Below are 26,092 nucleotides of genomic sequence, written 5' to 3'. Positions count from 1 at the left end.
ACTACAGACTATTAATTAGAAAGAAGTTCGTTTGTAGTTACGGTACTGCGGCTGCCAGAAATTGTGCGCAATCGCCTTTTCCAGTGCGTCGCCTGACGTCACGACCGCGACACCTTGCAACTGTGCCGCTTTACCCACTTCCAGCGCGATACGCTTGGATACTTCCTGAATATCCTCGAGATCCGGCAGTAACGCGCCGTCACCGTTGTTGGCCATCGGTGAACAGTCGGCCAATGCGCGGCTGGCTGCCATCAGCATGCCGTCGGTAATGCGTTTCGCCCCGGAGGCCAGTACGCCCAATCCAATGCCTGGGAAGATAAAGGAGTTGTTGCACTGGGCAATCGGGTAAACCTTGTCCTGATAGGTGACCGGGCTGAACGGGCTGCCTGTCGCGACCAGCGCGGTGCCGTCGGTCCAACGAATAATGTCTTCCGGGCGGGCTTCCACACGGGAGGTCGGGTTGGACAGCGGCATAACGATTGGGCGGGCGCAGTGTTTGTGCATTTCACGGATAATTTCTTCCGTAAACAGACCCGGCTGGCCGGAAACCCCGATCATGATGGTCGGTTTGGCGTTGCGAACCACTTCCAGCAGGGAGATGGCATCGCTGGTCACGTCCCAGGAGGTCAACAGATCGCTTTTCTGCACTAGCTTGCTCTGGAAGTCGAGCAGGTTCGGTAATTTATCCGTCAGCAGGCCGAAACGATCAACCATGAAGACGCGGGCGCGCGCTTCGTCTTCGCTCAGACCTTCGGATTTCATCTGGGCAACGATTTGCTCGGCGATACCGCAACCGGCGGAGCCGGCGCCCAGGAAGACCACTGTCTGATCGCGCAACTGGCTGCCCGCGGCGCGGCTGGCGGCAATCAGGCTACCCAGTGCGACGGCGGCCGTGCCCTGAATGTCGTCGTTGAAGCTACAGAGTTCATCACGGTAGCGGTTTAGCAGCGGGGTCGCATTTTTCTGTGCGAAGTCTTCAAACTGCAACAGGACGTTCGGCCAGCGGCGTTTGACGGCCTGAATGAATTCGTCGACGAACGCATAGTATTCGTCATCGGTAATACGCGGATGACGCCAGCCCATGTACAGCGGATCGTTCAGGCGCTGCGGGTTGTTGGTGCCCACATCCAGAACAACCGGCAGGGTGTAAGCCGGGCTGATGCCGCCACACGCGGTATACAGCGAGAGTTTACCGATAGGAATCCCCATACCACCGATGCCCTGATCGCCCAGACCCAGAATACGTTCTCCGTCGGTCACAACGATGACTTTTACATTCTGCTTGGTGGCGTTTTGGAGCATATCGTCGATATGCGCGCGGTTCGGGTAGGAGATAAACAGGCCGCGGGCCCGGCGATAAATATCGGAGAAGTGCTCACAGGCTTCGCCCACGGTCGGCGTATAGATGATTGGCATCATTTCGCTCAGATGAGCGTCCAGCAGGCGATAGAACAGCGTTTCGTTAGTATCCTGGATATTGCGTAAATAGACATGCTTCTCAATATCGTTCTTGAATTCCTGGTATTGACGCCAGGCGCGTTCGGCCTGTTCTTCAATCGTCTCAACGGCTTCTGGCAGCAAACCGTGCAGATTAAAGTCAGTGCGCTCTTCTTCAGTAAAAGCACTGCCTTTATTCAGCAACGGAAATTCAAGTAATATTGGACCAGCGTAAGGGATGTAGAGAGGTCGTTTACTTTCGTATTCTAATTCCATGACTTTTTTTACTCTTCGGGTAACAGAAACGAATTGATATGATATTAGCAAAAGCTGAACGGATCTTAAATTACCCAGAAATTATGTACAGGAATTGTTAATTTAAATAGTTACAGATAACTTGAATCTGGGCATTAAAATAGAATGAATCGATTCACTTCACAAAATTGTTGCCATTATTTGTCAATGAAATGCAGGGCAACGTCCGTGCACCCAAATTCAGCCAGCATGATTTGCGATATCGTCCCCTGGACAATCGCGGCGTTGCGGCATTCGACAATCACCGCCCGGCGGATGGCGGTTTGCGCTTCGCCGGCGAGGTTCATCAGATTCAGCGCAGCTTGCAGAGGCGGCAGGCTGGGATTGAACGCGGCGTTTTCCGCATAACGACCAGTATAGAGACGGCCGTTCACCGTTTCCAGAGCGATACCGCTGATGGCATGACTGTATGGCGCGTGGCTGAGGTTGGCGGCTTCCAGTGCGTGCAGCGTAAGCCCGTCCGCCTTCTCCAGCACAAAGCCGTGATTCACATCATCCAGCAATAATGTCTCGATTTGTAAATCGCCCGGGCCGAAGGCGTCTGGCAAATAGTGGCTGAGCAGGGCGGGCTGGCGTCCAGGGAGTTGGATACGCAGTGAAGCCGCGCAGTTCAATTCATTCATGAATTGCCGGCAGTGGCCGCAAGGCGTGTGATTCACCGTAATGGAGTTCAACCCTCTTTCATTACGTAACCAGGCGTGGGCGATGGCGCTTTGTTCGGCGTGCACCGTTTGCTGAAGCTGACCGTGAGCAAACTCCATGTTAGCGCCGAAATAGAGATTACCGCTTATGCCTTGTGCGATCGCGCCAACCTGAAAATGGGATATCATCGCCTGGGCGCAGGCGGCGGCTAGTGGGAGCAAAGCAAACGCCAGCGTATCACGATCCAACCGGCTGGCGCGGCACAAACTTTCCACTTCATCGGCAGTCAGCATGGCGGAAAAATCCGGGCGGTGCAGGATCGTCGCCAGGGGGAATTGCAGGCTGGCGGGTAATTGTTGAAAGGCGGTTTCAAAACGTGGATGCATGTCGGCGTACTCTTTTACCAGTCAATAAATCATGTCAGCGATCAAAGTAGCAATAAATTGTGACTATTATCTCTTCATATGTGAAATTAATGAAAATTAAATATTAAATACGCGATATATTTCAAAAAATTTCTTGTTCACGTTATTTCCCAAATAAATGTAACAGGACGGGAAATATAAAGGGCGCAATCAGCGAGGTGATAATTCCACAAATGACCAGCGCCAGTGAACTGAATGCTCCTTCCTGAAAATCCACTTCCACACTACGTGCCGTGCCCAGAGCATGTGAAGCGGTTCCCATTGATAAACCGCGCGCGGCTTTGGTTTTGATACCGAGGCGATCAAAGAGGCTGTGCCCTAACACAGCGCCCAGAATACCGACAAAAATCACGCAGACGGCGCTGATAGCCGGAATGCCGCCGATAGCGTCGGCCACCGCCATGGCAATGGGTGTCGTAACGGACTTGGGCAACACGGAAGCGGCAATCTCAGGCGATGCGCCCATCCACAGAGCGATCAGCGTACCGGAAACGATCGCGGTCACGCTGCCGATAAAACAGGCGCTGATAATCGATTTCCAGCGGGCGCGGATCTGGTGAAGCTGTTCGTATAAAGGAAAAGCCAATGCGACGACGGCGGGTTGCAGTAGGTCATTGAGCACTTCACTTCCTTTGAAATAGCGATCGTAAGGAATATGCAGTAGCAGCAGCAGCGGGATAATAATGACCATTGAAATCAGCAACGGATTCAGCAACGGTATTTTGGTCCATATCGCCAGCTTACGGGCGGCAAAAAAAACGCACAAAGTGAGCGGCAACGACCACCATAAAGAGGCCAGCATTATTCTTTTTCCTTACCTTGCAGACGATTGTTTCCGATGATCTGTTTACGTTGCATGAGTTGTGTGCTGAAGCCGACGGTGATCATCACCACCAGCGTACTGATCACACAGGAGACGACAATCGGGCCGAACTGTTGACTGAGCAAGTCATAATAGTTCATGACGCCCACGCCAATCGGCACGAACAGCAGCGCCATATAACGGATTAACAGGCGGCAGGCGGGTTTCACCCACTGGGCGGGCAGGATCTGCGAGGCGAGAAGTGAGAACAGAATCAGCATCCCTATGATGCTGCCGGGAATCGTCAACGGAAGTAACGCGGATATCGCATTGCCTGCCAGCAGACAGAGGTAAATCAATGCGAAAGCGCGTAAATACTGCCAGCATAGTGTGAACGTATTACGCATAGGAAATTCCTGATTAACCGAGGTCATCATCATAGCGCTTATGGAATTAGCGTGCCACAGCTCACAAGTTTTCCGAGCAAGATGTTTGAGTTGCAATCTTATGGTGTGATTCAGGACTCATTGTTAAACAGGCTGGCGTCCGCAAGCGCTTCGCCAATTGCCGATGTGAGCCGATACAACTGCGAGGATTGGATGATAAACGGCGGCATCAGGTAAATCAGCTTGCCGAATGGGCGAATCCATACGCCGCGTTCGACAAAAAAGTGTTGCAGTCGCGCCATATTCACCGGGCGGCGGGTTTCCACCACGCCGATCGCGCCCAGCACCCGAACGTCGGCGACCTGCCCGGACCCGGTAAGCGGCATAAGACCTTGGCGCAGTTGTTGTTCAATCGCTTTTACCTGCGGTTGCCAGCGATTTTCCGCCAACAACGATAGGCTGGCGTTGGCGGCGGCACAGGCCAGCGGGTTGGCCATGAACGTCGGGCCGTGCATGAAACAGCCTGCCGCGCCGTTGCTGATGGTTTCAGCTACCGCGCGGGTGGTCAGCGTGGCGGATAACGTCATATAGCCGCCGGTCAGCGCTTTCCCCAGACACAATATATCCGGGGCGATCGCCGCGTGTTCACAGGCGAACAGTTTACCGGTACGGCCAAATCCGGTGGCAATTTCGTCCGCGATCAGTAACACGCCGTGCTGGTCGCACAGTTCACGCACCTGCCGCAGATAAGCCGGATGATAAAAACGCATACCGCCTGCGCCCTGAACGATCGGCTCCAGAATGACGGCGGCAATCGTGTGAGACTGTTCGTCCAGCGCGGTACGCAGTGGCGCAATGTCTGTCTCCAGCCAATCGGCGTCAAAGCCGCATTGCGGCGCGTCCACAAACAGATGCTGGGGGAGATAGCCTTGATACAGACTGTGCATGGCGTTTTGCGGGTCGCACACCGACATCGCGCCCAGGGTATCGCCGTGATAGCCGCGGCGCAGGGTAAGTAAACGCCGGCGCGCTTCGCCACGCGCCTGCCAGTATTGCACCGCCATCTTCATGGCCACTTCAACCGCGACGGAACCTGAGTCGGCCAGAAACACGCACTCCAGTCCGGCCGGGGTGATATCCACCAACCGGCGGCACAGCGCGACGGCCGGGGGATGGGTAATGCCCCCGAACATCACATGTGACATTTGCGACAGTTGATCCTGCACCGCCTGATTGATCGCCGGATGATTGTAGCCGTGGATCGCCGCCCACCAGGAGGACATGCCGTCGATCAGTCTACGTCCGTCATTCAGTTGCAGTTCGGCGCCATTGGCCGATACCACCGGATAACAGGGGAGCGGCTGCGTCATTGACGTGTAAGGATGCCAGATATGGCGCTGGTCAAAGGCTAAGTCTTCCGGGGTCATCATGGTACGCTGTCAACCAAATTGAGTTCCATTTGGTTGACAGTATATCGGGTTAATTTAAACTGACGAAACGTTTTTTATTTTGGAGATGCCGAGATGGCTGACCGTATTAACTGGACGCTTGAGCAAGCGCAAAAGCTCTTCAACACACCGTTTCTGGAACTGATGTTTGAGGCCCAGCAAGTGCATCGTCGGCACTTCGATCCGCGTCAGGTGCAGGTTAGTACCCTGCTATCCATTAAAACCGGCGCTTGCCCGGAAGACTGTAAATATTGTCCGCAAAGTTCCCGCTACCGTACCGGAATTGAAACCGAACGACTAATGCAGGTGGAGCAGGTGCTGGCGTCGGCGCGTCAGGCAAAAGCGGCCGGCTCGACCCGTTTTTGCATGGGCGCGGCCTGGAAAAATCCCCATGAGCGCGACATGCCCTATCTGGAGCAGATGGTACAAGGCGTAAAAGAACTGGGGATGGAAACCTGCATGACGCTCGGTACGTTGAATAACCATCAGGCGGAGCGTCTGGCCTCCGCCGGGCTGGATTTTTATAACCATAATCTGGACACCTCACCAGAATTCTACGGCAGTATCGTCACCACGCGTAGCTATCAGGAGCGTCTTGATACGTTGGATAAGGTTCGCCAGGCGGGGATCAAAGTCTGTTCCGGCGGGATTGTCGGCCTGGGGGAAACCGTGCGCGACCGGGCCGGATTGCTGGTACAACTGGCCAACCTGCCGACACCGCCGGAAAGCGTTCCCATCAATATGCTGGTCAAAGTAAAGGGCACGCCGCTGGCCGATAATGATGATGTCGACCCGTTTGATTTTATCCGCACCATTGCCGTCGCCCGTATTATGATGCCGTCTTCCTATGTTCGGTTGTCCGCCGGACGCGAGCAGATGAGCGAACAGACGCAAGCCATGTGTTTTATGGCGGGCGCCAACGCCATTTTCTACGGTTGCAAACTTCTGACCACGCCGAACCCCAAAGAAGACAAGGATCTGGCACTGTTTCGTAAGCTGGGGCTGAATCCGCAGCAGACCGACGTCGAATATGGCGATAACCAGCAGCAGCAGCGGCTGACGGATCAATTGATCCATAGCGACAGCGAGCAGTTTTATAATGCCGCTGTATAACGTCGATCAGTTATCGCTACCCAGGGGCAGGATAATGCGGAGCAACGCGGGATGAGCTGGCAAACGCGTATTGAACAGGCGCTGGCGCAGCGGCGGCGGGATGAGGCGTATCGTCAGCGGCAGAGCAATCAGGGCGGCAGCGGGCGCTGGATGATGCAGGGCGATCGCTGTTATCTCAATTTTTCCAGTAATGACTATCTGGGGTTAAGTCATCACCCCAAGATCATCCGGGCCTGGCAGCAGGGGGCGGCGCAATACGGCGTCGGCAGCGGCGGTTCCGGGCATGTGACGGGCTATACCGATGCGCATGCCGCACTGGAAACCCGGTTGGCCGACTGGTTGGGATACCCGCGCGCGCTGCTGTTTATTTCCGGTTACGCGGCTAATCAGGCGGTTGTCGCGGCCTTGACGCAGGCGGGCGATCGCATTCTGGCCGACAAGTTCAGCCATGCTTCCCTGCTGGAAGCGGCGGCGCATTCCCCGGCGACGTTGCGGCGCTTCCGGCATAATCAAGTGGATAGCCTGCAAAAACTGCTGGAAAAGCCGGTGGACGGGCAAACGCTGGTGGTGACCGAAGGCGTGTTCAGCATGGACGGTGATATGGCGCCGTTGGCGCAAATACACGCGCAATCGAAAGCGCACGGCGCGTTGCTGATGGTGGATGATGCCCACGGTATTGGCGTGTTGGGGGAAGAAGGGCGCGGAAGCGGCTGGCGACAGGGCGTAAAACCGGAACTGCTGATTGTGACATTCGGTAAGGCTTTCGGCATTAGCGGCGCTGCGGTGTTGTGTGATGAACCGCTGGCGGAATACTTCTTGCAGTTCGCCCGGCATCTCATTTACAGCACTGCCATGCCCGCGCCACAGGCTTGCGCGCTGAGTGCCGCATTACATTGTATCCGCGATGAGCAGCAACGGCGGGATGCACTGCAACGCAATATCGCCCAATTCCGCGCCGGTTTATCCGCGTCGGCTTTTCAACTGATGGATTCCCTGAGCGCTATCCAACCGCTGGTGGTGGGGGAGAATAAACGAGCGCTGTCCTTGATGAACACGCTGCGCGAGCAGGGGCTGTGGGTGAGCGCGATACGTCCTCCCACGGTGCCCCCCGGCGGTGCGCGTTTGCGCATTACACTGACGGCGGCTCATCAGCCGGAGGATATCGAACGACTGCTGGCGGGGCTGCATGATGCTTATTGATGCACGTCACAAGCAGGCCATTGCGCAGTCGTTTGGCCGCGCGGCCGCCAGCTACGATCGGTTTGCCGAATTGCAGCGCGCCAGCGGAGAGCGATTGCTTAACCTGATGCCGCCGCACGATGGGCAACAGCTTCTGGATGCCGGCTGCGGAACCGGTTATTTCAGCCGCTACTGGCAGCAACAGGGAAAAAGGGTAATTGCACTGGATCTCTCTCCGGCTATGTTGGCCCACGCCAGCGAGCAGCGGGTGGCGGAACGTTACGTGCAGGGCGATATTGAGCATCTGCCCCTGGAAGATCGCTGCGTGGATATCAGCTACTGCAATCTGGCGGTGCAGTGGTGTGACGATTTACCCCGTGCGCTGGCTGAGTTGTATCGGGTCACGCGTTCGGGGGGGATCGTCGCTTTTTCTACCCTGGCGGAGGGGTCGCTGGAAGAACTTGCCCATGCCTGGATGCGGTTGGACGGCACCCGACGGGTTAACCCTTTTCTTTCTGTGGCGACGATTCAAGCGGCCTGTCGCCCTTATCGTCATCAGCTCCGTCAGGAGTGTGTTACCTGTCATTTTCCCGATGTGCTGACGTTGATGAAATCGTTGAAGGGGATCGGGGCGACCTGGTTGCATCAGGGGCGCACGCCGGGATTATTGAGCCGTTCCCGTCTTAACCGGCTGTCGGCGGTTTATCCGCAGCGCCCAGAGGGGTATCCGCTCAGCTATCAATTGATTTACGGCGTGATTTATCATGACTAAACGCTGGTTCGTTACGGGAACGGATACGGAAGTCGGCAAGACTATTGCCAGTTGCGCGTTGTTGCAAGCCGCGAATCGTGCCGGATACCGCACGGCAGGGTATAAGCCGGTAGCGTCCGGTTGCGATATCACCCCGGATGGCGTTCGCAACGGCGACGCGCTGGCGCTTCAGGCGAACAGCAGCGTGCCGCTTGATTATCAGGTGGTCAATCCGATGGCCTTCGTCGAGCCGACGTCGCCGCATATTGTCAGTGCCGGGGAGCGGCGGCCGATTAAGTTGGCTGCGCTGTCCGACGGTTTGCGGCGACTGGTAACGCAGGCGGACTGGGTGCTGGTGGAAGGGGCGGGCGGCTGGTTTACCCCGCTGTCGGCGCGGGAGACATTTGCCGATTGGGTTTGGCTGGAGCAGTTACCCGTCATTCTGGTGGTGGGGATCAAATTGGGCTGCATTAACCACGCGCTACTGACGGCTAATGCAATTGCGCAATCGGGATTAAAACTGAGCGGCTGGATCGCCAACAACATCGCACCGCCGGGAAAACGCCATCGGGAATATTTGACCAGCTTACAGCAGCGCCTCTCCGCCCCGATGCTGGGCGAAATTCCGCATCTGGCTCCGCTGAAGCTTCAAGATCTGGGGCAATTTATTAATCTGACACGACTGGACTGATGGTTTGTATTCGGGCGAGATGCGAAGCGTTTCCGTGGTGGGACTCATTTCGTTCTGTCAATAGAAAAAAACGCTTGAAATTTCCGCTTAACCCTTGCTGCGTTTAGCGCCGCGCCTGCATCACGGTTTCTGTTTTAACTGTTTTTCAGTTTAATACTTATAAAATAAATTGCACAAACATCGTTAAAAAAATTTTTATCCATCGTGATATAAGATGACGGTAGTATTTCAGCAACTCAATGCGGGTGCGGTGTTGTGGGAGTTATCCACCATTTCTGTGGATAACTGTGTGTATTAGGGATAGAAAAATCGCGCCAACCGAGAGCTGACGCGGGTTGGCGACCGGTTGACGTTATTCTCTGCTTTTTTATTAATCTTCTTTAAATCATTACGTTATTCAAAATCAAGCGCCTTGATTACGATAAACGGGCCGTTGCATAAATTAACCGCGTCGATGGTTTATTTTCGTTAAAAAATCCCAGGGCTGGGGATAAATAATGCTGCTTCTACTGGTAGATTATCAACTATTGTGCTAGCGAATAAATTTGCTGATTAATCGAACTACCCGTAAATAATTTCCTTGATGCTGTTTTTATATCCAGTATCATGACGGAAGTAAAATCCGCAATTGTTTACCATAATAGCTATGTGTCACGGAACGCTGTTTCGTTCCCTTCGTTCGTCATTAACCGTCCATTCACGAGTAGCGTGTTCAACCATGAGTAAAGTCTTTAAGCTGAAGTCCGAATTTAAACCGGCAGGCGACCAGCCAGAGGCCATTCGTCGTTTAGAGGAAGGGCTGGAGGATGGGTTGGCGCATCAGACCCTGCTGGGCGTGACCGGTTCCGGGAAAACATTCACCATTGCCAATGTGATCGCGGATTTAAACCGTCCGACCATGGTGCTGGCGCCGAACAAGACGCTGGCCGCACAGCTTTATGGCGAGATGAAGGCGTTTTTCCCCGATAACGCGGTGGAATATTTCGTCTCCTACTATGATTACTACCAGCCGGAAGCCTATGTTCCGAGTTCCGATACCTTTATCGAGAAAGACGCATCGGTGAACGAACATATTGAGCAGATGCGTCTTTCGGCCACCAAAGCGCTGTTGGAACGCAGAGACGTGGTGGTGGTGGCCTCGGTTTCCGCGATTTACGGTTTGGGCGATCCCGACCTCTATCTGAAAATGATGCTGCATCTGACGCAGGGGATGCTGATTGATCAGCGCGCCATTTTACGGCGGCTGGCGGAGTTGCAATACACCCGTAACGATCAGGTGTTTCAGCGTGGCACCTTTCGCGTGCGCGGCGAAGTGATTGATATCTTTCCCGCCGAATCGGATGATGTGGCGCTGCGTGTCGAGTTGTTCGATGAAGAGGTCGAGCGGCTGTCGTTGTTCGATCCGCTAACCGGACAAGTTATCCAGACGATGCCCCGCTATACCATCTATCCCAAAACGCACTATGTGACGCCGCGCGAGCGTATTTTGCAGGCGATGGAAGATATCAAAACTGAACTGGCCGAACGCCGTAAAGTACTGTTGGCGAACGACAAGCTGTTGGAAGAGCAGCGGATCAGTCAGCGAACGCAGTTTGACCTGGAAATGATGAATGAGCTGGGCTATTGCTCCGGGATCGAGAACTACTCCCGTTTCCTGTCCGGGCGCGGTCCAGGCGAACCGCCGCCCACGCTGTTCGATTACCTGCCCGCCGATGGATTGCTGGTGGTGGATGAATCTCACGTGACCATTCCGCAGATAGGCGGGATGTACCGCGGCGACCGGGCGCGCAAGGAAACGCTGGTGGAGTACGGTTTCCGCCTGCCTTCCGCGCTGGACAACCGTCCGATGAAGTTCGAGGAATTTGAAGCGCTGGCGCCGCAGACCATCTACGTTTCTGCGACGCCGGGCAACTACGAACTGGAGAAATCAGGCGGCGAAGTGATCGATCAGGTGGTGCGTCCGACGGGGCTGCTGGACCCGGTGCTGGAGGTCAGGCCGGTCGCTACGCAGGTGGACGATTTGCTGTCCGAAATACGCCTGCGCGCCGTAGTGAATGAGCGTGTGCTGGTGACTACGCTGACCAAACGCATGGCGGAAGATTTAACGGAATATCTGGAAGAGCACGGCGAACGCGTGCGTTATCTGCACTCGGATATCGACACCGTCGAACGTGTGGAAATCATTCGCGATTTGCGGCTTGGCGAATTTGATGTACTGGTGGGGATCAACCTGCTAAGGGAAGGGCTGGACATGCCGGAAGTGTCGCTGGTGGCGATTCTGGACGCCGACAAAGAAGGCTTTCTGCGCTCGGAGCGTTCGCTGATTCAGACCATCGGCCGTGCGGCGCGTAACCTGAACGGCAAGGCGATTCTTTACGGCGATAAGATCACGCCGTCAATGGCGCGCGCCATTAGCGAAACGGAACGTCGCCGGGAAAAACAGCAAGCCTACAATTTGGAACACGGCATTGTGCCGCAAGGGTTGAACAAGAAAATTGCCGACATTCTGCAAATTGGTCAGCCAAGCAGCGCCAGAGGCAAGGGACGCGGCAAGAAAGCCGCCGAGCCGTCAGCTCACTATGCGTTACTGACGCCGAAAGCGCTGGAACAGAAAATCCGCGAGCTGGAAAGCAAAATGATGACGCATGCGCAGAATCTGGAATTTGAAGAAGCGGCCAGCCTGCGTGACGAAGTGCAGGCGCTGCGGGCGCAGTTTATCGCCGCGTCCTGACGAATGCTGTTAACCGAAACGTTTTGGGAAATCAGCATGAATTTTACGCGACCCGGTGTGGATGTGTTGTTTATGGCAGATTTCGGCCAGGATCGACGGCCGTCGGATTTGCCCGCGACTCCTACGTCCTGGCTGCGGGATTGAATTACCCCAGTCTTTGCAACACCGTTTCCAGCGCCTGACAAAGCATCTGGCGGTCATGGTGATGGGGGACGTCTGCCGCGGCCAGCGCTTGCTGTACGACCGTGCGATCGCATAGCTGGCTGACGTCCGCTTTCGGGCCGACGATGACGGCGTCAATAACCCGTCGCCCAATCTTTTCCTCCATCAGTCCCAGCTTTTCGCCCAGTGACAGACGGGTCGCCGGCAGACTTTGTTCCTCGCCTAAATTGTCGATATACACCTTCGCAGCCTGTGTTTGGCACAGTGCGCGCGTGAGATCGGCGAGCAGCAGCGGCGGCATCAGGCTGGTCAGAAAGCTGCCGGGGCCGATTAAAATCAGATCGGCTTGCGCAATGGCGGTCAGGGCTTCCTGCGTCGCCTGCACCGGGGGAAACAGCGTCAACGCCTGCGGTAAGGCCGATAGCTGATCGATGGCGACTTCGCCGTAAACCGGATTTCCCTGTTCATCGGTCGCCCGTAAATCAACGGGCTGCTCGGACATGGGGATCAGATAGGCGTCAACCTTGAGCAGATTACGTACCAAATTGATGGCTTCGAGCGGACGGACGCTCAGATGATCGAGCGCTTTTAACATCAGATTGCCCAGATTATGTCCCGCCAGTTCTCCGCTGCCGTTAAAACGGTATTCAAACATGGCGGACGCGAGGCTGGGGGCGGTAATCAACTGATTCAGGCAATTGCGGGTGTCGCCCCAGGCGATACCGCCTTCCGAGCGACGGATTCGGCCGGTTGACCCGCCGTTGTCCGTTGTCGTGACAATGCCCGTTAGCCGCGATCCCAGAAAAGGAAGGGAAGACATGACCCGGCCCAGTCCGTGTCCGCCGCCAAGGGCGACAACCCGGTCGAGGTCGGCCAACGTGCGATTGCGCATAGTAATCCTTAATAACTGAAATAGCTGAATAAATATGACGATGGAAGGGGAAAGTGCCCCGCTGTCGGTAAGGTAGCCGATTTTTGTCAAAAAGGCGAAAAATCCTCTCTCTGGTGTGACCTGGAACAATTTATTCTGTTGATTTTAAAGTAAGCTTATCCAATATAACATATTGAAAATTCGTTATATATTTATTTATATATCGACTTTTTAAGTGACTGTCGGCTCGGGTTGGCGGTAGACTGAGCCGTGAAAATCACGGTTTCCGTTCCGCACGATCTGGCGTGTTCGCCGTTGTGCCGCCGGGAACCAAACTCCTAGCCCTGGCGCCTAAGTGATGCATCGACAACGCATGATAAGGCGCCCCGGCCGTGGCCGTAATGGTCACCAGGGTGCGAGGTAGAAATGCCTGCATCTCCCGTATTTGGAAAGGTGTTTATAGTGAGTCAACTGACTGATGCGTTTGCGCGCAAGTTCTACTATTTGCGTCTGTCGATCACCGACGTCTGCAATTTTCGTTGCACCTACTGTTTGCCGGATGGCTATAAGCCGAATGGCAACACTCCCCGTCATTTTTTATCCCTCGATGAAATCCGCCGCGTCAGCCGTGCGTTTGCGGAGCTGGGAACGGAGAAAGTCCGCCTTACCGGGGGAGAGCCGTCTCTGCGCCGGGATTTTGTCGACATCATCGCGGCGATCCGTGAAAACCCGGCGATCCGTACACTGGCGGTGACCACCAACGGCTATCGTCTGGCGCGCGACGTCGCCACGTGGCGTGAGGCGGGGCTGACGGCGCTGAACGTCAGCGTGGACAGCCTCGATGCCCGCCAGTTTCACGCCATTACCGGGCAGGATAAATTCCGTCAGGTGATGGACGGCATTGATGCGGCCTTTGCGTGCGGTTTTGCCAGGGTGAAGGTGAATACCGTACTGATGCGCAATGTCAATGATGCGAGTCTGCAAACCTTCCTGGACTGGATCAAAGCGCGTCCGATTCAGTTGCGTTTCATTGAACTGATGGAAACCGGTGAAGGCGGTGCGTTGTTCCAGAAGCATCATGTTTCCGGCGAGGCGATCCGCAAACGTCTGTTGCTACAGGGCTGGGAACACCAGGCGCGCGGTCGCAGCGACGGGCCGGCGCTGGTGTTCCGGCATGCGGACTATCTGGGTGAGATTGGGCTGATCATGCCTTACGCGAAGGATTTCTGCCTGAGTTGTAATCGTCTGCGTGTCTCTGCCGTCGGTAATCTGCATCTTTGCCTGTTTGGAGAGCAAGGTATTCCGTTGCGTGACCTGATGGCGGACGATCGGCAACGGGAAGCACTGAAAATGCGTATTTCCGGTGGTTTATCCGCCAAAAAACAGACCCACTTTCTGCATCAGGGCAACAGCGGCATTACGCAGAATCTGTCGTTTATTGGCGGCTAAGCCCCCCTTAACGTCTCTTCGTCAGGAGTTTGGTATGAGCAAAGTCAGCAGCGAATTTATTCCTCTCAATATTGCAGTGCTCACGGTGTCCGCGCGACGTACGGCGGCCGATGATACGTCTGGCGACTATCTGCGTGAGGCCGCGCAGTCCGCCGGACACCGGATTATTGCCGGCAGTATCGTCAAAGAGAATCTGTATCAGATCAGAGCGCAGGTTTCGCACTGGATCGCCAGTGACGATGTGCAGGTCATTCTGATTAATGGCGGAACCGGGTTCACCGAGGGCGATCGAGTGCCGGAAGCGATCCGTGTGTTGTTCGATCGTGAAATCGAGGGGTTTGGCGAATTGTTTCGTATGGTGTCCTACGAAGATATCGGCACCGCCACAATACAGTCGCGGGCGACGGCGGGGGTGGCCAATCAGACGGTCATTTTTGCGATGCCGGGCTCGACCCGCGCCTGCCGCTCCGCTTGGGAACGCATTATTCAGACACAGTTGGATGCGCGCCACAAGCCCTGTAATTTTTATCCCCACCTGAAAAAGTAACCTTATATATGTCACAACTGACTCATATTAACGCTGCCGGTGAAGCCTCTATGGTGGATGTCTCCGCCAAAGCGGAGACCGTGCGTGAAGCGCGCGCGGAAGCCTTTGTCGAAATGTCCCCGCAGACGCTGACGATGATTATCGATGGCAGCCACCACAAAGGCGACGTGTTCGCCACCGCGCGTATTGCCGGTATTCAGGCGGCGAAGCGTACCTGGGAGTTGATCCCGCTTTGCCACCCTTTGCTGTTGAGTAAAGTAGCGGTAGAGCTTGAAGCACAGCCTGAACATGGTCGTGTGCGCATCGAATCGCTGTGCCGCCTCACCGGTAAAACCGGCGTGGAGATGGAAGCGCTGACGGCGGCATCGGTAGCGGCGCTGACGATTTATGACATGTGCAAAGCCGTACAGAAAGATATGGTGATTGGTCCGGTGCGCCTGTTGGCGAAAAGCGGTGGAAAATCCGGCGATTTCCGGGCGGAGGCATCATGATTAACGTGCTGTTTTTTGCTCAGGTGAGGGAGTTGACCGAAACGGATAGCCTTACCTTGCCCGCCGACTATGCCACGGTCGACGCATTGCGGCAGGGACTTTGTCAACGAGGCGCGCGCTGGGCGCTGGCGCTCTCTTCCGGCAGGCTGCTGGCGGCGGTGAATCAATCGCTGGTGGAGATGCAGCATCCGCTACAGGACGGCGACGAAGTGGCCTTTTTTCCACCAGTAACCGGAGGATGAAAATGGCGCAAACCCGGATTCGCATCGGCGAAGAACCTTTTAACGTCGGTGATGAGTATCAATGGCTGGCGCAGTGCGATGAAGACGGCGCGGTCGTCACCTTTACCGGTAGAGTGCGTAACCACAACCTGGCGGTCAACGTCAGCGCGTTGACGCTGGAGCACTACCCCGGCATGACGGAAAAAGCGCTGGCGGAGATTGTTGAACTGGCCCGCGCGCGCTGGGATCTTCCCCGCGTTAGCGTTATCCATCGGGTCGGCGCCCTCTATCCGGGCGATGAAATTGTATTTGTCGGCGTCAGCGCCGCTCACCGCAGCGCCGCGTTTGACGCCGCGCAGTTTATTATGGATTATCTGAAAACCCGCGCGCCGTTCTGGAAACGTGAAGCAACGCCTCAGGGTGAGCGCTGGGTTGACTCCCGCGATAGCGACAAACAAGCGGCGGCGCGCTGGTAGCGGGCGGTTTCGGCTGAACTGACATTTATGTGTTACCATAAAAACAGGTGAGACGTAGATGTCTCTTACGTAACAACTCAATGCAAAGGTAAGGTCATGGATAGGTATCCACGCTCGAGTGATTCTCTAGTTGAACGCGCACAGTCCGGCCTTCAGGCTTATATGGCGCAAGTCTATGGTTGGATGACCTGCGGGTTGCTGCTGACGGCGTTCGTTTCCTGGTATACCGCTCATACTCCGGCGGTGCTGAATTTTATTTTCTCCAGTCAGATCACGTTCTTTGGTCTGATTATTGCCCAACTGGGGCTGGTGTTTGTGATTTCCGGTATGGTGCAGCGATTGAGCGGCGGGGTGGCAACCAGCCTGTTTATGCTCTACTCCGCGTTGACCGGGCTGACGATTTCAAGCATTTTCATCATGTATTCCGGGGCATCCATCGCCAGTACCTTTGTGATTACCGCCGGGATGTTCGGTGCGATGAGCCTGTATGGTTACACCACCAAACGCGATCTGAGCGGTTGGGGCAGTATGCTGTTCATGGCGCTAATCGGCATTGTGCTGGCCTCGTTGGTGAACCTGTGGCTGAAAAGCGAGGCGCTGATGTGGGCGGTGACCTATATCGGCGTGGTGGTATTTGTGGGATTAACCGCCTATGACACGCAGAAACTGAAACGCATCGGTGAAGAATTGTCCGTGGATGACAAGGATAATTTTCGCAAATACTCGATCGTCGGCGCGCTGACGCTCTACCTGGACTTCATCAACCTGTTCCTGATGCTGTTGCGTATTTTCGGCAACCGACGCTAAGTTTTCTTTCGGTATTCCTTTTCAAAGGCGCGGATTCCGCGTCTTTGTTTTGCTCCTCATTCACGCAATATTGCGCCGCATTAAATGGCATAAACCGCGCTGCCGGTGACGGCGCGGCCTGAGTCCTTAGCGGGCGATAAGTCTGATGGATGTCGTCCGCAATCCAGTTGGCGACCGCCAGATAAAGCCCTTTCTTCGACTGGAAGTGATAGGCAATAGCGGCGATGTTTTGCCCGGCGCGATTGGCGATTTCATGCGTCGTTGCCGCTTGCGGGACGTATTCGCCAAAAACGTCCAACGCGGCACTGACGAGTTGCCGCCGGGTTTGATTGCAGCGGCTGGAAAACGCGGGTTTTAAAGTCATAGGTCTATTTAACTTTATTAATCAATTAGTTGATTAATATTAGGCGAATTTTGAGGGTTTTTATCGATGTTGATCACAAATAAAGTCTTCAGACGTCCTGGCGATTGAAATAATAAATCTGGTGATGCATAGATAAAAATCTCTTAACGTTCAGAATCTCTGCTACAATCGTCGGCAGTTACGCACCGTAGTTGTGCTCGTTCATCGTGGCTATTGCTTATGTCATTATTATTGCGTTATTGGTGACCCGGCAAACACGTCTTATCATCCCCCTGAAAACTACACCGGTTGTTATCCGGTCAGGGCGGATCTGGAGTTGTTTTCTATTATGTCATTTGATTCTCTCGGCCTGAGCGCCGACATCTTGCGCGCTGTTGAAGAACAGGGCTACCGTGAGCCTACGCCTGTACAACGTCAGGCGATTCCTGTGGTGCTGGACGGCCGTGACCTGATGGCCAGCGCGCAAACCGGCACCGGCAAAACGGCCGGCTTCACGTTGCCTTTGTTGCAATTGCTGAGCAGCCGCGAGCCGCAGACGAAAGGCCGCCGTCCGGTACGGGCGTTGATCCTGACCCCAACCCGTGAGCTGGCCGCACAGATTGATGAAAACGTGCGTGCCTACAGCAAATACCTGCGGTTACGTTCGCTGGTGGTGTTTGGCGGCGTCAGCATTAATCCGCAGATGATAAAGTTGCGCGGCGGTGTGGATATTCTGGTGGCGACGCCGGGCCGTCTGCTTGATCTGGAGCATCAGAACGCGGTTGATCTGTCTCAGGTTGAAATTCTGGTGCTGGATGAAGCGGATCGCATGCTCGATATGGGCTTCATTCACGATATCCGCCGGGTTCTGGCCAAGCTGCCGGCGAAACGTCAGAACCTGTTGTTCTCGGCGACCTTTTCCGATGAGATTAAAACGCTGGCGAACAAACTACTGACCAATCCGGCCTCGGTTGAAGTGGTGCGCCGCAACACCCCGTCGGAACTGGTTACGCAGCATGTACATTTTGTGGATAAGCGCCGTAAGCGCGAACTGTTGTCTCAGTTGATTGGCGAGAATAACTGGCAGCAGGTGCTGGTATTTACCCGAACCAAACACGGCGCCAACCACCTGGCCGAACTGCTGGAAAAAGACGGCATCACCGCGGCGGCGATCCACGGCAATAAAAGTCAGGGAGCGCGTACCCGAGCGTTGGCGAATTTTAAAGATGGCGGCATTCGCGTATTGGTGGCGACAGATATCGCCGCTCGCGGTCTGGATATCGATCAACTGCCGCATGTGGTCAACTATGAGCTGCCGAACGTGCCGGAAGACTACGTTCATCGCATCGGCCGCACCGGTCGGGCGGAAGCGACCGGCGAAGCCCTGTCGCTGGTGTGTGTGGACGAGCATAAACTGCTGCGTGACATCGAACGTCTGCTGAAGCGTGAAATTCCGCGCATTGCGGTGCCGGGCTATGAGCCTGACCCGTCGGTTAAAGCCGAGCCGATCGTTAATGGTCGTCAGGGCAATCGCGGCGGCGGCCGTTCCGGTGCGCCACGCGCGCAATCCGACCGAGGGAACGGCGATCGCAAACCCGCCGACGGCGCTCGTCAGCCGCATAAACCGGCAGGCAATGGCGAAGGTCCGTGGAGCGCCAACGACGGTCAACGCCGTTCGCCGCGTCCCAAAAACCGCGGCAAGCCCGCTGCGCGCTAATCTTAGTTTAAAGGAGCCGTTAAGTTCGGCTCCTTTTTTTCATTTATCTTGCCTTACCGATTATTTCGCCTGCGCGGTCTGTGCCGCCTGACGGCGCGGACGGTAGAACATCACGGCGTTGCCCACCAGGATCATCAGCAAACCAAAGATGGCGTTTGCCTGCCAGCGGTAGTCCTCAAACAGGGTGGAAATGGATAGCGCAATCAGCGGAAACAGCAGGGTTGCGTAGGCCGCCTGACTCGCCCCGATACGTCCCACCAAGATGAAATAGGCGCCGAAAGCAATCACCGAGCCAAATACCGCCAGATAGAACAGCGAGCCCAGGTAACGCGCCGTCAACGCCAGCGTAAAATCATAGCCCTGAAACAGACTGAATAAACCCATCCACAACGCGCCGTAGAACATTCCCCAACCGTTGGTGGTCATCACGTCGCGTCCCTGCCGCTGGTGTCGGGTGCTGATCATATTGCCAAGCGAGAAACAGTAAGTACCCAGCAAGCTCAGCCCCACACCCCACAGAAAATACGGGTGGGTCTCCAGACTCATCAGGTCATGCCAAAACAGCGCCACAATACCGATGAATCCAAGCGGCGCCGCGATAACGACATTGCGCGTCAGACGCTGACCGAAGAATAGCCGGCTGTTGAAGGCATTGAACAGCACCGCCATGGAAAAAATGACGGATTCCAGGCCGCTCGAAATCCAGGCGATAGCATGGTAAAAACAGAGAAAGTTGATGCCGAAAACACACAATCCCTGGATCATGCACAGCAGGTGCGCCCGTGTGGATAGGGGACGAAGGCGGCGGGTGAGCGCCAGGAACGCCAGCAAAATGGCGGAAGCGAACAGGAAACGCCAAAAAATAGACACTTCCACGGCAACCGTGCCCTGTTGCAGACTGATGGCGATCCAGGTGGTGCCCCAAATCAGCACCACGGAAAGATAGAGTAAAATATTCATAGCAGACTCTCGTGATTATCCTGTCCGGCAGTATGATATTTTTGCCCCGATGTTGGCTTTCAGCGAGTTGCGCTCAATAGCATAATCTTGCGGTTTATTGGAAGGAGACGTTAATGCACCGGTATAAAGTGTTCGATACACTGCAACATCATAAAGCTCAATTGCGTGATACCGTTGAACTGGCGTCTGGCGTGCGGTTGGCTTCATGGTTCAATCGCCACGACCGTGTGACTGTGGAAAATAGCGATCACCATACCCTTAGCCTGTATATTGCCGACGGCTATGAGAGCTACCATAAAACGCCGGATGGTTGGCGCAACGGCGGCGGACCGGATCGTTTCTGCCTGATGCCGAAAGAGAGCGTATCAACCTGGGATATTCGCGGCGATCTCTCTTTTGTGCACCTCTACTGTGATGATAACCACCTGCGTCGTCTGGCTGAACAAACCTGGGATCGCAGTCCCGCATCGATTCGTACCGAAGAGCGGATTTTCTGCGACGATGCGCAAATCACCACCCTTTACCGGCAGTTTTTACTGAACAATCGCTGGTCCGATCCGGCTAACCAACTGGTGCTGTCCAGCGCGGCGACGCTGCTGATGATCCACACCCTGCGCGAGTACACCCAACTGCAATGGTCGCTGCCGGACGTGCGCGGCGGTCTGGCCCCGGCGGTGCGGCGAAGAGTAAAAGAGATGATCGAAAGTCGCATCGGCGAAGCGCTGACGCTGGCGGATCTGGCGATGGAAGCCGGTTTGAGCGAGTTTCACTTTGCCCGCATGTTCCGGCAAAGCGAGGGTATGGCGCCGCACCAGTATGTGCTGAAACGGCGGCTGGCGCGCGCCGAAGACATGCTGCGCCACTGCACCCTGTCGATCACCGCGATTGCGCTGGCCTGTGGATTCAGCTCCGCCAGCCACCTCAGCCATCGGTTCAAAAGCGAGCGCGGCATCACGCCATCCACATTGCGAAAGACGGCTTCGCGTTGAGAGTGCGCCGGCGGCAAGCGATTGACTTTCCGGGTTGACAGATTGTTATCCTCTACCAACACTTATTTGAACCTGCCTTCAGGTGATGCCTGGAAAATTAATGATTTTTATGATCGTTGGGGGTGAAAAATGAGTGGAAAGTACGAAATCTTCAATGGGAAAAACGGCGAATTTTATTTCCGCCTTAAGGCGGGAAATGGTGAACCTATTCTTGTTAGTGAAGGCTATACCAGCAAAAGTAGTGCGAAAAACGGGGTTGCGTCGGTAAAAGAAAATTCACCGCACGATAGCCGGTATACGCGTTTAACCGCAAAAGACGGTTTGTTCTACTTCACACTGAAAGCGGCCAATCATCAGGTGATTGGTCATAGCGAAACCTATCGTTCCGCTCGGTCGCGCGATAATGGCATTGAGTCGGTGAAAAAGAATGGCCCGGCTGCGCCAACCGTCGATTTGACCTAACAACACTACCCAATACATTGGCAGGGTAATATCTTACCCAGCGGACTGTCAGCTTATTTGGCCTCATCGCCGTAATACAGTTTGCCGATGCGGATAATATCCCGCCCTTGAGATTTTCGGTGTTTATTGCTGTCGCGCAGTGAATAGATACAGCCGCAATACTCTTGCTGATAGAAATGTTCACGCTTGCTGATTTCTATCATCCGCGCCGATCCCCCCCCTTTGCGCCAGTTATAATCCCAGTAGGCGACGCCCGGATATTTTTTTGCCGCGTTGTGCCCGCAGTCGTTAATCTGCTGCATGTTTTTCCAGCGTGAAATGCCCAGCGAACTGGATATGACGCTGAAGCCGTTTTCCGCGGCGTACAACGCTGTGCGTTCAAATCGCATCTCGAAACACATGGTGCAGCGAATACCGCGTTCCGGTTCCCACTCCATGCCTTTCGCCCTTTCAAACCAATTGTCCGTATCGTAATCGGCGTCGATGAACGGCACGTTGTTTTTTTCGGCGAAGCGAATGTTTTCTTCTTTACGAATCAGGTATTCGCGCTGTGGATGAATGTTCGGATTATAAAAGAAAATGGTGTAATCAATGCCGGATGCGGTAATGGCTTCCATGACTTCACCTGAACAGGGGGCGCAGCAGGAGTGCAATAGCAGTTTATCTGCGTTGTCAGGGAGTGAAAGCCGGGGGCGGTGAAAATCTGCGGTTTTGATATTCGACATAATGTTGTGTATTTCGCCAAAAATAGGGGGGGGTAACAAATCAGTTACGAATTATTGACGATATGCCACGCTGTGGCAACCTGGTTAACATTCATACGCGTTATGTTTCTCGTTGCGCTATCCTTGCGTTGAACAGTACTATTGCCTGCTTTTATTGACCGCCTGTATTTTATATAGCGTTGATTTTATCCATGGTGTTTGTCGCTGAGTAGTGTTATGCGTGTTCTGCTTGCCCCGATGGAAGGTGTTCTCGACGCGTTAGTGCGGGAATTGCTGACCGAAGTTAATGATTATGATTTGTGCATCACCGAATTCTTGCGGGTGGTGGATCAGCGCCTGCCGGTTAAATCGTTCTATCGCCTTTGCCCTGAACTGCGGCATGCCAGCCGTACCCCATCGGGGACGCGGGTGCGTGTCCAACTGCTGGGACAGTATCCGGCGTGGCTGGCGGAGAATGCGGCGCGTGCCGTGGATCTGGGTTCCTACGGCGTCGACCTGAACTGTGGCTGTCCTTCAAAACTGGTGAACGGCAGCGGAGGCGGGGCGACGCTGCTCAAAGATCCCGAGCTAATTTATCAGGGCGCAAAAGCCATGCGGGAAGCGGTGCCCGCCCATCTGCCGGTAACGGTGAAAGTGCGCTTGGGCTGGGATTCCAGCGAACGCCGGTTTGAGATCGCGGATGCGGTGCAGCAGGCTGGGGCGAGCGAGTTGGCGGTGCATGGGCGTACCAAAGAAGATGGCTATAAGGCTGAATGCATTGACTGGGAGGCGATTGGTGAAATCCGCAAACGCCTGACCATTCCGGTGATTGCCAACGGGGAGATTTGGGACTGGCAAAGCGCGCAGGATTGCCTGGCGGTAACCGGCTGTGATGCGGTGATGCTTGGCCGGGGGGCGCTAAACGTGCCGAACCTGAGCCGGGTGATTAAGTACAACGAACCGCGCATGGCGTGGCCGGCGATCATGGAACTGCTGCGAAAATATGTCCGTCTGGAAAAGCAGGGCGATACCGGAATGTACCACGTGGCGCGTATCAAACAGTGGCTGGGCTATCTGCGTAAAGAATATGCCGAGGCCGGCGCGCTGTTCAGTGATATTCGGGCGATGAAAACCTCTGCCGATATCGCGCGGGCGATCGACGCCGTGGTGCATTAGCCCGCATTGGCTACCGAGTGGGTTCCCTGGGGATATCGCCCGATGCGGTCATCATTAAACTGCTTGCTCTCCCGATAGGCGATAACGCTTTGTTCGCCGCCGCCGTGAAGAACTAGCGATTTCCCTCGTCTTAGCTACTATTAACCGCCGATGACCTATAAAAAGTCTCGGCGGTTTTTCTGTCCGGGAGGATGAGATCGGGTAGTGAATTTGGAGAGCGCCCTCGTTTAATGACTTGATAAAGCGTTGTTATCAGGCGTGGGCGTTCAAGGGAACTGTCAGGCAGTCAAGTAAGGAGAAAGCACATGGTTGAACATTTCACCGGGAAATATGAGGTTGAGCTAAAATTCCGTATCCAGGATATTGTGGTTTTCCGCGAAACGCTTTTTAGCCTTCATCCTGAAGCATTCGTTTTTGAAAATAAAGAGCATGATGTTTACTACGATGACGATCAATGTCGTTTACAACAGCAAAACATCAGCATGTTGCTGCGGGGCATGGAGCCGTCAGGCATCAAGCTGTGGATTGTCAAAGGCCCGGAGGCGGGGCGCTGTGAAGCCGTCAATGTCGAGTTGTTCGAGAAGGCGGATAGCATGCTGAATACGTTGGGGTATAAACCGCTTTACCAAATCAATAAAACGCGCAGTGTCTATTTTATGAATATTTTTCATATTACCCTGGATTTTATCGAGTCGCTCGGTCACTTTGTCGAAATATCCGTGATGACGGATGATGAGACGCAATTGGCTTCATTGCGGGATAAATGTATCGAATGCGCATTGCGGCTTGGTTTATCGATGGATAATATTGAAAACCGCTCTTATCGGGAATTACTGGGTTTTTAATTGGTTGTCATATCGAAATGAATTGGTATGACCGCGATGTGTTTTTTATGTTGATTGGATGTTGAATTAATGCGAATTATAGATGTGCTACGGGTAAGTCTCTGTTGGGTTGATGCCCTAAGTTGACGGAGGAATGTATGTTAAGGAAATACACTCCTCCGATTCTTGTCTTAATTTTCCCCGTTCTTTTTTAACCGGCCGCCATTTTCCCGCCTTGTGACATGGATAAAAGATAAATTTATAATTATATGATCGAGTTAAAATTTTCGTAGGGAAATTAGAGTAGGATTTGTCTCGGCATAGTTTTCTTCGTGGTTACGGAAAAATTAATTTTTTGCGGTTTGGATTAAATTTGTACCGGATAAAACCGGGTTCGGCTAATAACCCTCGGCGTTGGGGATTTCATTGAAATGAACGAGCTTTTGAATGTAAAAAATGGGTAATGATGATGGTCATTTCGATTATTTGTATCCCTGATTAAAGATAACAAAATATAGGTTCATATAATATGAAGAAGAACATTCTAATATTGAGTGCACTGGCATTGACCTTTTCCTTTGTTGTTTACGGTGAAACCACGGATATAGTGATTATTGGCGCGGGTGGCGCGGGGATGTCCGCCGCCATCGAAGCGCATAATCAAGGCGCAAAAGTCATTTTGCTGGAAAAAATGCCTTTTGCCGGAGGGAATACCGCCCGGGCGGAAGCCGGGTTGAACGCGGCGGGAACCGAGTTGCAAAAATCCCGAGGTATCACGGATTCCCCGGAAATGTTTTATGAGGACACCATGAAAGGCGGCCGGAACATTAATAACCCGGAGGTGGTGAAAACGCTCACTGAACACGCCAAAGACTCCGTGATTTTCCTGAAGGAAAATGGGGCGGATTTATCCGATCTGACCCGGACCGGCGGATCGCGCGTCGACCGTACTCACCGTCCGGCAGGCGGTGTGGCAGCCGGCAGCTTCATCGCCACCGCGCTGATCAAAAAAGTTAAGGCGCTGGATATCGATCTGCGAACCAATACGTCGGCAACCGATATCCTTCAAAATGACAAAGGGCAAGTGACAGGGGTAATAGCCAAAGGGAAAGACGGTAAGGCATTCACCATCGACGCCAAAAAGGTGATGATCACCAGCGGCGGCTTTGGGGCCAATTTCGACATGATCAAACAGTATGATCCCAAACTGGTCGGCTTCAAAACCACCAACGCGCCCGGCTCGTTGGGCGAGGGCATCAAAATGGCGACGAAGCTGAAAGCCAAACTGGTAGATATGGAGTACATTCAGATTCACCCGTCAACCGTACCGGGTAAAGGCATTCTGATTACGGAAGCGGTGCGCGGTGATGGCGCGATCATGATCAATGAAAACGGCAAGCGTTTTGTCAACGAACTGCTGACCAGGGATGTGGTGTCGCAAAGTATTCTAAAACAGCCGGGCGCACATGCTTATCTGGTTTTCAACGATGAACTGGTGAATCAGAATCAGGCAACGAAATCCTACTTTAAGCAAAAGCTGGTTGCGGAAGGTGATACGCCCGACGCGCTGGCCAAAGCGATTGACGTGGATGGCAACCAACTGACACAGACCATCAACACCTACAGTGCCGCGGTTAAGGCGAAAAAAGACAGTGAATTTGGTCGCGACAGCATGAAGCTCGCGCTGGATAGTGGTAAATACTATGCCATTGAAATCACACCTGGTATCCATCACACGATGGGCGGCATTGCGATCAACGACAAAGCGCAGGTGCTGGATGTGAACGGCAAGGTTATTCCCAACCTGTTTGCCGCGGGTGAAGCGGCAGGGGGCGTCCACGGCGCCAATCGGTTGGGGGGCAACTCGCTGGCGGATATTGTGACTTATGGCCGTATCGGTGCGGCTGAGGCGGTCAAAGAGATCAAAGCGGGGCAATAACCCTTGCTTATCCCTCTTTATGCTTAATCGCTTT

General features: G+C 54.2%; 26 protein-coding genes and 1 riboswitch. Of the genes, 17 read left to right on the top strand and 9 right to left on the bottom strand.

Annotation, left to right across the window (positions count from 1 at the left end; genetic code table 11):
* Positions 1-15: 15 nt before the first annotated feature.
* From EH207_RS10840 to bioA, 5 genes are all read right to left on the bottom strand, one after another.
* On the bottom strand, positions 16-1,713 hold the full coding sequence (locus EH207_RS10840) for an NAD-dependent malic enzyme (RefSeq protein WP_137714019.1): 1,698 nt from the start codon (positions 1,711-1,713) through the stop codon (positions 16-18).
* Between the two features lie 176 nt (positions 1,714-1,889).
* Positions 1,890-2,780: a cytidine deaminase gene (gene cdd, locus EH207_RS10835; protein ID WP_137714018.1), complete on the bottom strand. Its 891-nt coding sequence runs from the start codon at positions 2,778-2,780 to the stop codon at positions 1,890-1,892.
* Between the two features lie 142 nt (positions 2,781-2,922).
* Positions 2,923-3,621, bottom strand: a complete 699-nt coding sequence (locus EH207_RS10830) for a CidB/LrgB family autolysis modulator (protein WP_137714017.1) — start codon at positions 3,619-3,621, stop codon at positions 2,923-2,925.
* Positions 3,621-4,028, bottom strand: a complete 408-nt coding sequence (locus EH207_RS10825) for a CidA/LrgA family protein (protein WP_137714016.1) — start codon at positions 4,026-4,028, stop codon at positions 3,621-3,623. Before EH207_RS10825 ends, EH207_RS10830 begins: the two co-directional genes overlap by 1 nt.
* A 110-nt stretch (positions 4,029-4,138) precedes the next feature.
* Positions 4,139-5,434 (bottom strand): adenosylmethionine--8-amino-7-oxononanoate transaminase, encoded by a 1,296-nt coding sequence (gene bioA / locus EH207_RS10820; protein WP_137715328.1) that lies wholly within the window; start codon positions 5,432-5,434, stop codon positions 4,139-4,141.
* 96 nt (positions 5,435-5,530) lie between these two features.
* Here bioA and bioB point away from each other — a divergent pair, with 96 nt between their 5' ends.
* The 5 genes from bioB (at position 5,531) to uvrB (ending at position 11,920) form a co-directional block, all read left to right on the top strand.
* Positions 5,531-6,568, top strand: coding sequence for a biotin synthase BioB (gene bioB, locus EH207_RS10815; RefSeq protein WP_137714015.1), 1,038 nt, complete (start codon positions 5,531-5,533; stop codon positions 6,566-6,568).
* 51 nt (positions 6,569-6,619) lie between these two features.
* Positions 6,620-7,768 (top strand): 8-amino-7-oxononanoate synthase, encoded by a 1,149-nt coding sequence (gene bioF, locus EH207_RS10810; protein WP_137714014.1) that lies wholly within the window; start codon positions 6,620-6,622, stop codon positions 7,766-7,768.
* On the top strand, positions 7,758-8,519 hold the full coding sequence (gene bioC, locus EH207_RS10805) for a malonyl-ACP O-methyltransferase BioC (protein ID WP_137715327.1): 762 nt from the start codon (positions 7,758-7,760) through the stop codon (positions 8,517-8,519). Before bioF ends, bioC begins: the two co-directional genes overlap by 11 nt.
* On the top strand, positions 8,512-9,189 hold the full coding sequence (gene bioD, locus EH207_RS10800) for a dethiobiotin synthase (protein ID WP_137714013.1): 678 nt from the start codon (positions 8,512-8,514) through the stop codon (positions 9,187-9,189). The genes bioC and bioD overlap by 8 nt, the downstream gene beginning before the upstream one ends.
* Before the next feature lie 718 nt (positions 9,190-9,907).
* Entirely contained in the window at positions 9,908-11,920 is a 2,013-nt protein-coding gene (uvrB, locus tag EH207_RS10795) for an excinuclease ABC subunit UvrB (protein ID WP_137714012.1), read from the top strand.
* A 145-nt stretch (positions 11,921-12,065) separates the two neighbouring features.
* Here the strand turns inward: uvrB and EH207_RS10790 are convergent, their stop codons facing one another.
* The gene (locus EH207_RS10790; protein ID WP_137714011.1) at positions 12,066-12,974 is read right to left on the bottom strand and encodes a gluconeogenesis factor YvcK family protein; all 909 of its coding nucleotides are present in this window, start codon (positions 12,972-12,974) and stop codon (positions 12,066-12,068) included.
* Between the two features lie 302 nt (positions 12,975-13,276).
* A riboswitch (molybdenum cofactor riboswitch) is annotated at positions 13,277-13,425 on the top strand.
* On the opposite strand from EH207_RS10790, the gene moaA reads away from it, so the two are divergent.
* From moaA to EH207_RS10760, 6 genes are all read left to right on the top strand, one after another.
* Positions 13,416-14,402, top strand: a complete 987-nt coding sequence (moaA, locus tag EH207_RS10785; RefSeq protein ID WP_137714010.1) for a GTP 3',8-cyclase MoaA — start codon at positions 13,416-13,418, stop codon at positions 14,400-14,402. Its footprint overlaps the riboswitch before it by 10 nt.
* A 34-nt stretch (positions 14,403-14,436) precedes the next feature.
* Positions 14,437-14,949: a molybdenum cofactor biosynthesis protein B gene (moaB, locus tag EH207_RS10780; protein WP_137714009.1), complete on the top strand. Its 513-nt coding sequence runs from the start codon at positions 14,437-14,439 to the stop codon at positions 14,947-14,949.
* A gap of 8 nt (positions 14,950-14,957) precedes the next feature.
* On the top strand, positions 14,958-15,440 hold the full coding sequence (gene moaC, locus EH207_RS10775) for a cyclic pyranopterin monophosphate synthase MoaC (RefSeq protein WP_137714008.1): 483 nt from the start codon (positions 14,958-14,960) through the stop codon (positions 15,438-15,440).
* Positions 15,437-15,682, top strand: coding sequence for a molybdopterin synthase sulfur carrier subunit (moaD, locus tag EH207_RS10770; RefSeq protein ID WP_137714007.1), 246 nt, complete (start codon positions 15,437-15,439; stop codon positions 15,680-15,682). Before moaC ends, moaD begins: the two co-directional genes overlap by 4 nt.
* Before the next feature lie 2 nt (positions 15,683-15,684).
* Complete coding sequence (gene moaE, locus EH207_RS10765; RefSeq protein ID WP_137714006.1) at positions 15,685-16,137, top strand: molybdopterin synthase catalytic subunit MoaE; 453 nt, start codon at positions 15,685-15,687, stop codon at positions 16,135-16,137.
* A 96-nt stretch (positions 16,138-16,233) separates the two neighbouring features.
* Complete coding sequence (locus EH207_RS10760; protein WP_137714005.1) at positions 16,234-16,944, top strand: Bax inhibitor-1/YccA family protein; 711 nt, start codon at positions 16,234-16,236, stop codon at positions 16,942-16,944.
* Here EH207_RS10760 and EH207_RS18615 read toward each other — a convergent pair.
* Positions 16,898-17,308, bottom strand: coding sequence for a TetR family transcriptional regulator (locus EH207_RS18615; RefSeq protein ID WP_137714004.1), 411 nt, complete (start codon positions 17,306-17,308; stop codon positions 16,898-16,900). The genes EH207_RS10760 and EH207_RS18615 overlap by 47 nt on opposite strands.
* 328 nt (positions 17,309-17,636) lie before the next feature.
* Between EH207_RS18615 and rhlE the strand changes: the two genes are divergently transcribed.
* Complete coding sequence (rhlE, locus tag EH207_RS10750) at positions 17,637-19,004, top strand: ATP-dependent RNA helicase RhlE (RefSeq protein WP_137714003.1); 1,368 nt, start codon at positions 17,637-17,639, stop codon at positions 19,002-19,004.
* 60 nt (positions 19,005-19,064) lie between these two features.
* Here rhlE and EH207_RS10745 read toward each other — a convergent pair whose 3' ends face one another.
* Positions 19,065-19,964 (bottom strand): DMT family transporter, encoded by a 900-nt coding sequence (locus EH207_RS10745; protein ID WP_137714002.1) that lies wholly within the window; start codon positions 19,962-19,964, stop codon positions 19,065-19,067.
* A 113-nt stretch (positions 19,965-20,077) separates the two neighbouring features.
* Here EH207_RS10745 and EH207_RS10740 point away from each other — a divergent pair, with 113 nt between their 5' ends.
* Entirely contained in the window at positions 20,078-20,953 is an 876-nt protein-coding gene (locus tag EH207_RS10740) for a helix-turn-helix domain-containing protein (RefSeq protein WP_137714001.1), read from the top strand.
* 129 nt (positions 20,954-21,082) lie between these two features.
* Complete coding sequence (locus EH207_RS10735; protein ID WP_137714000.1) at positions 21,083-21,415, top strand: YegP family protein; 333 nt, start codon at positions 21,083-21,085, stop codon at positions 21,413-21,415.
* A gap of 53 nt (positions 21,416-21,468) precedes the next feature.
* On the opposite strand, the gene EH207_RS10730 is transcribed toward EH207_RS10735, so the two are convergent.
* Positions 21,469-22,140, bottom strand: coding sequence for an epoxyqueuosine reductase QueH (locus EH207_RS10730; protein WP_137713999.1), 672 nt, complete (start codon positions 22,138-22,140; stop codon positions 21,469-21,471).
* A gap of 216 nt (positions 22,141-22,356) precedes the next feature.
* Here EH207_RS10730 and dusC point away from each other — a divergent pair, with 216 nt between their 5' ends.
* From dusC to EH207_RS10715, 3 genes are all read left to right on the top strand, one after another.
* Positions 22,357-23,295: a tRNA dihydrouridine(16) synthase DusC gene (gene dusC, locus EH207_RS10725; protein WP_137713998.1), complete on the top strand. Its 939-nt coding sequence runs from the start codon at positions 22,357-22,359 to the stop codon at positions 23,293-23,295.
* A 305-nt stretch (positions 23,296-23,600) separates the two neighbouring features.
* Positions 23,601-24,140: a class IV adenylate cyclase gene (gene cyaB, locus EH207_RS10720; RefSeq protein WP_137713997.1), complete on the top strand. Its 540-nt coding sequence runs from the start codon at positions 23,601-23,603 to the stop codon at positions 24,138-24,140.
* 508 nt (positions 24,141-24,648) lie between these two features.
* The gene (locus EH207_RS10715; protein ID WP_137713996.1) at positions 24,649-26,058 is read left to right on the top strand and encodes a flavocytochrome c; all 1,410 of its coding nucleotides are present in this window, start codon (positions 24,649-24,651) and stop codon (positions 26,056-26,058) included.
* Positions 26,059-26,092: the final 34 nt, after the last annotated feature.

The organism is Brenneria rubrifaciens, from assembly GCF_005484945.1.
GTDB classification, from domain to species: domain Bacteria; phylum Pseudomonadota; class Gammaproteobacteria; order Enterobacterales; family Enterobacteriaceae; genus Brenneria; species Brenneria rubrifaciens.
The sequence above is the reverse complement of the archived record's forward strand: the minus strand, read 5'-3'. Positions and strand labels throughout refer to the sequence as shown.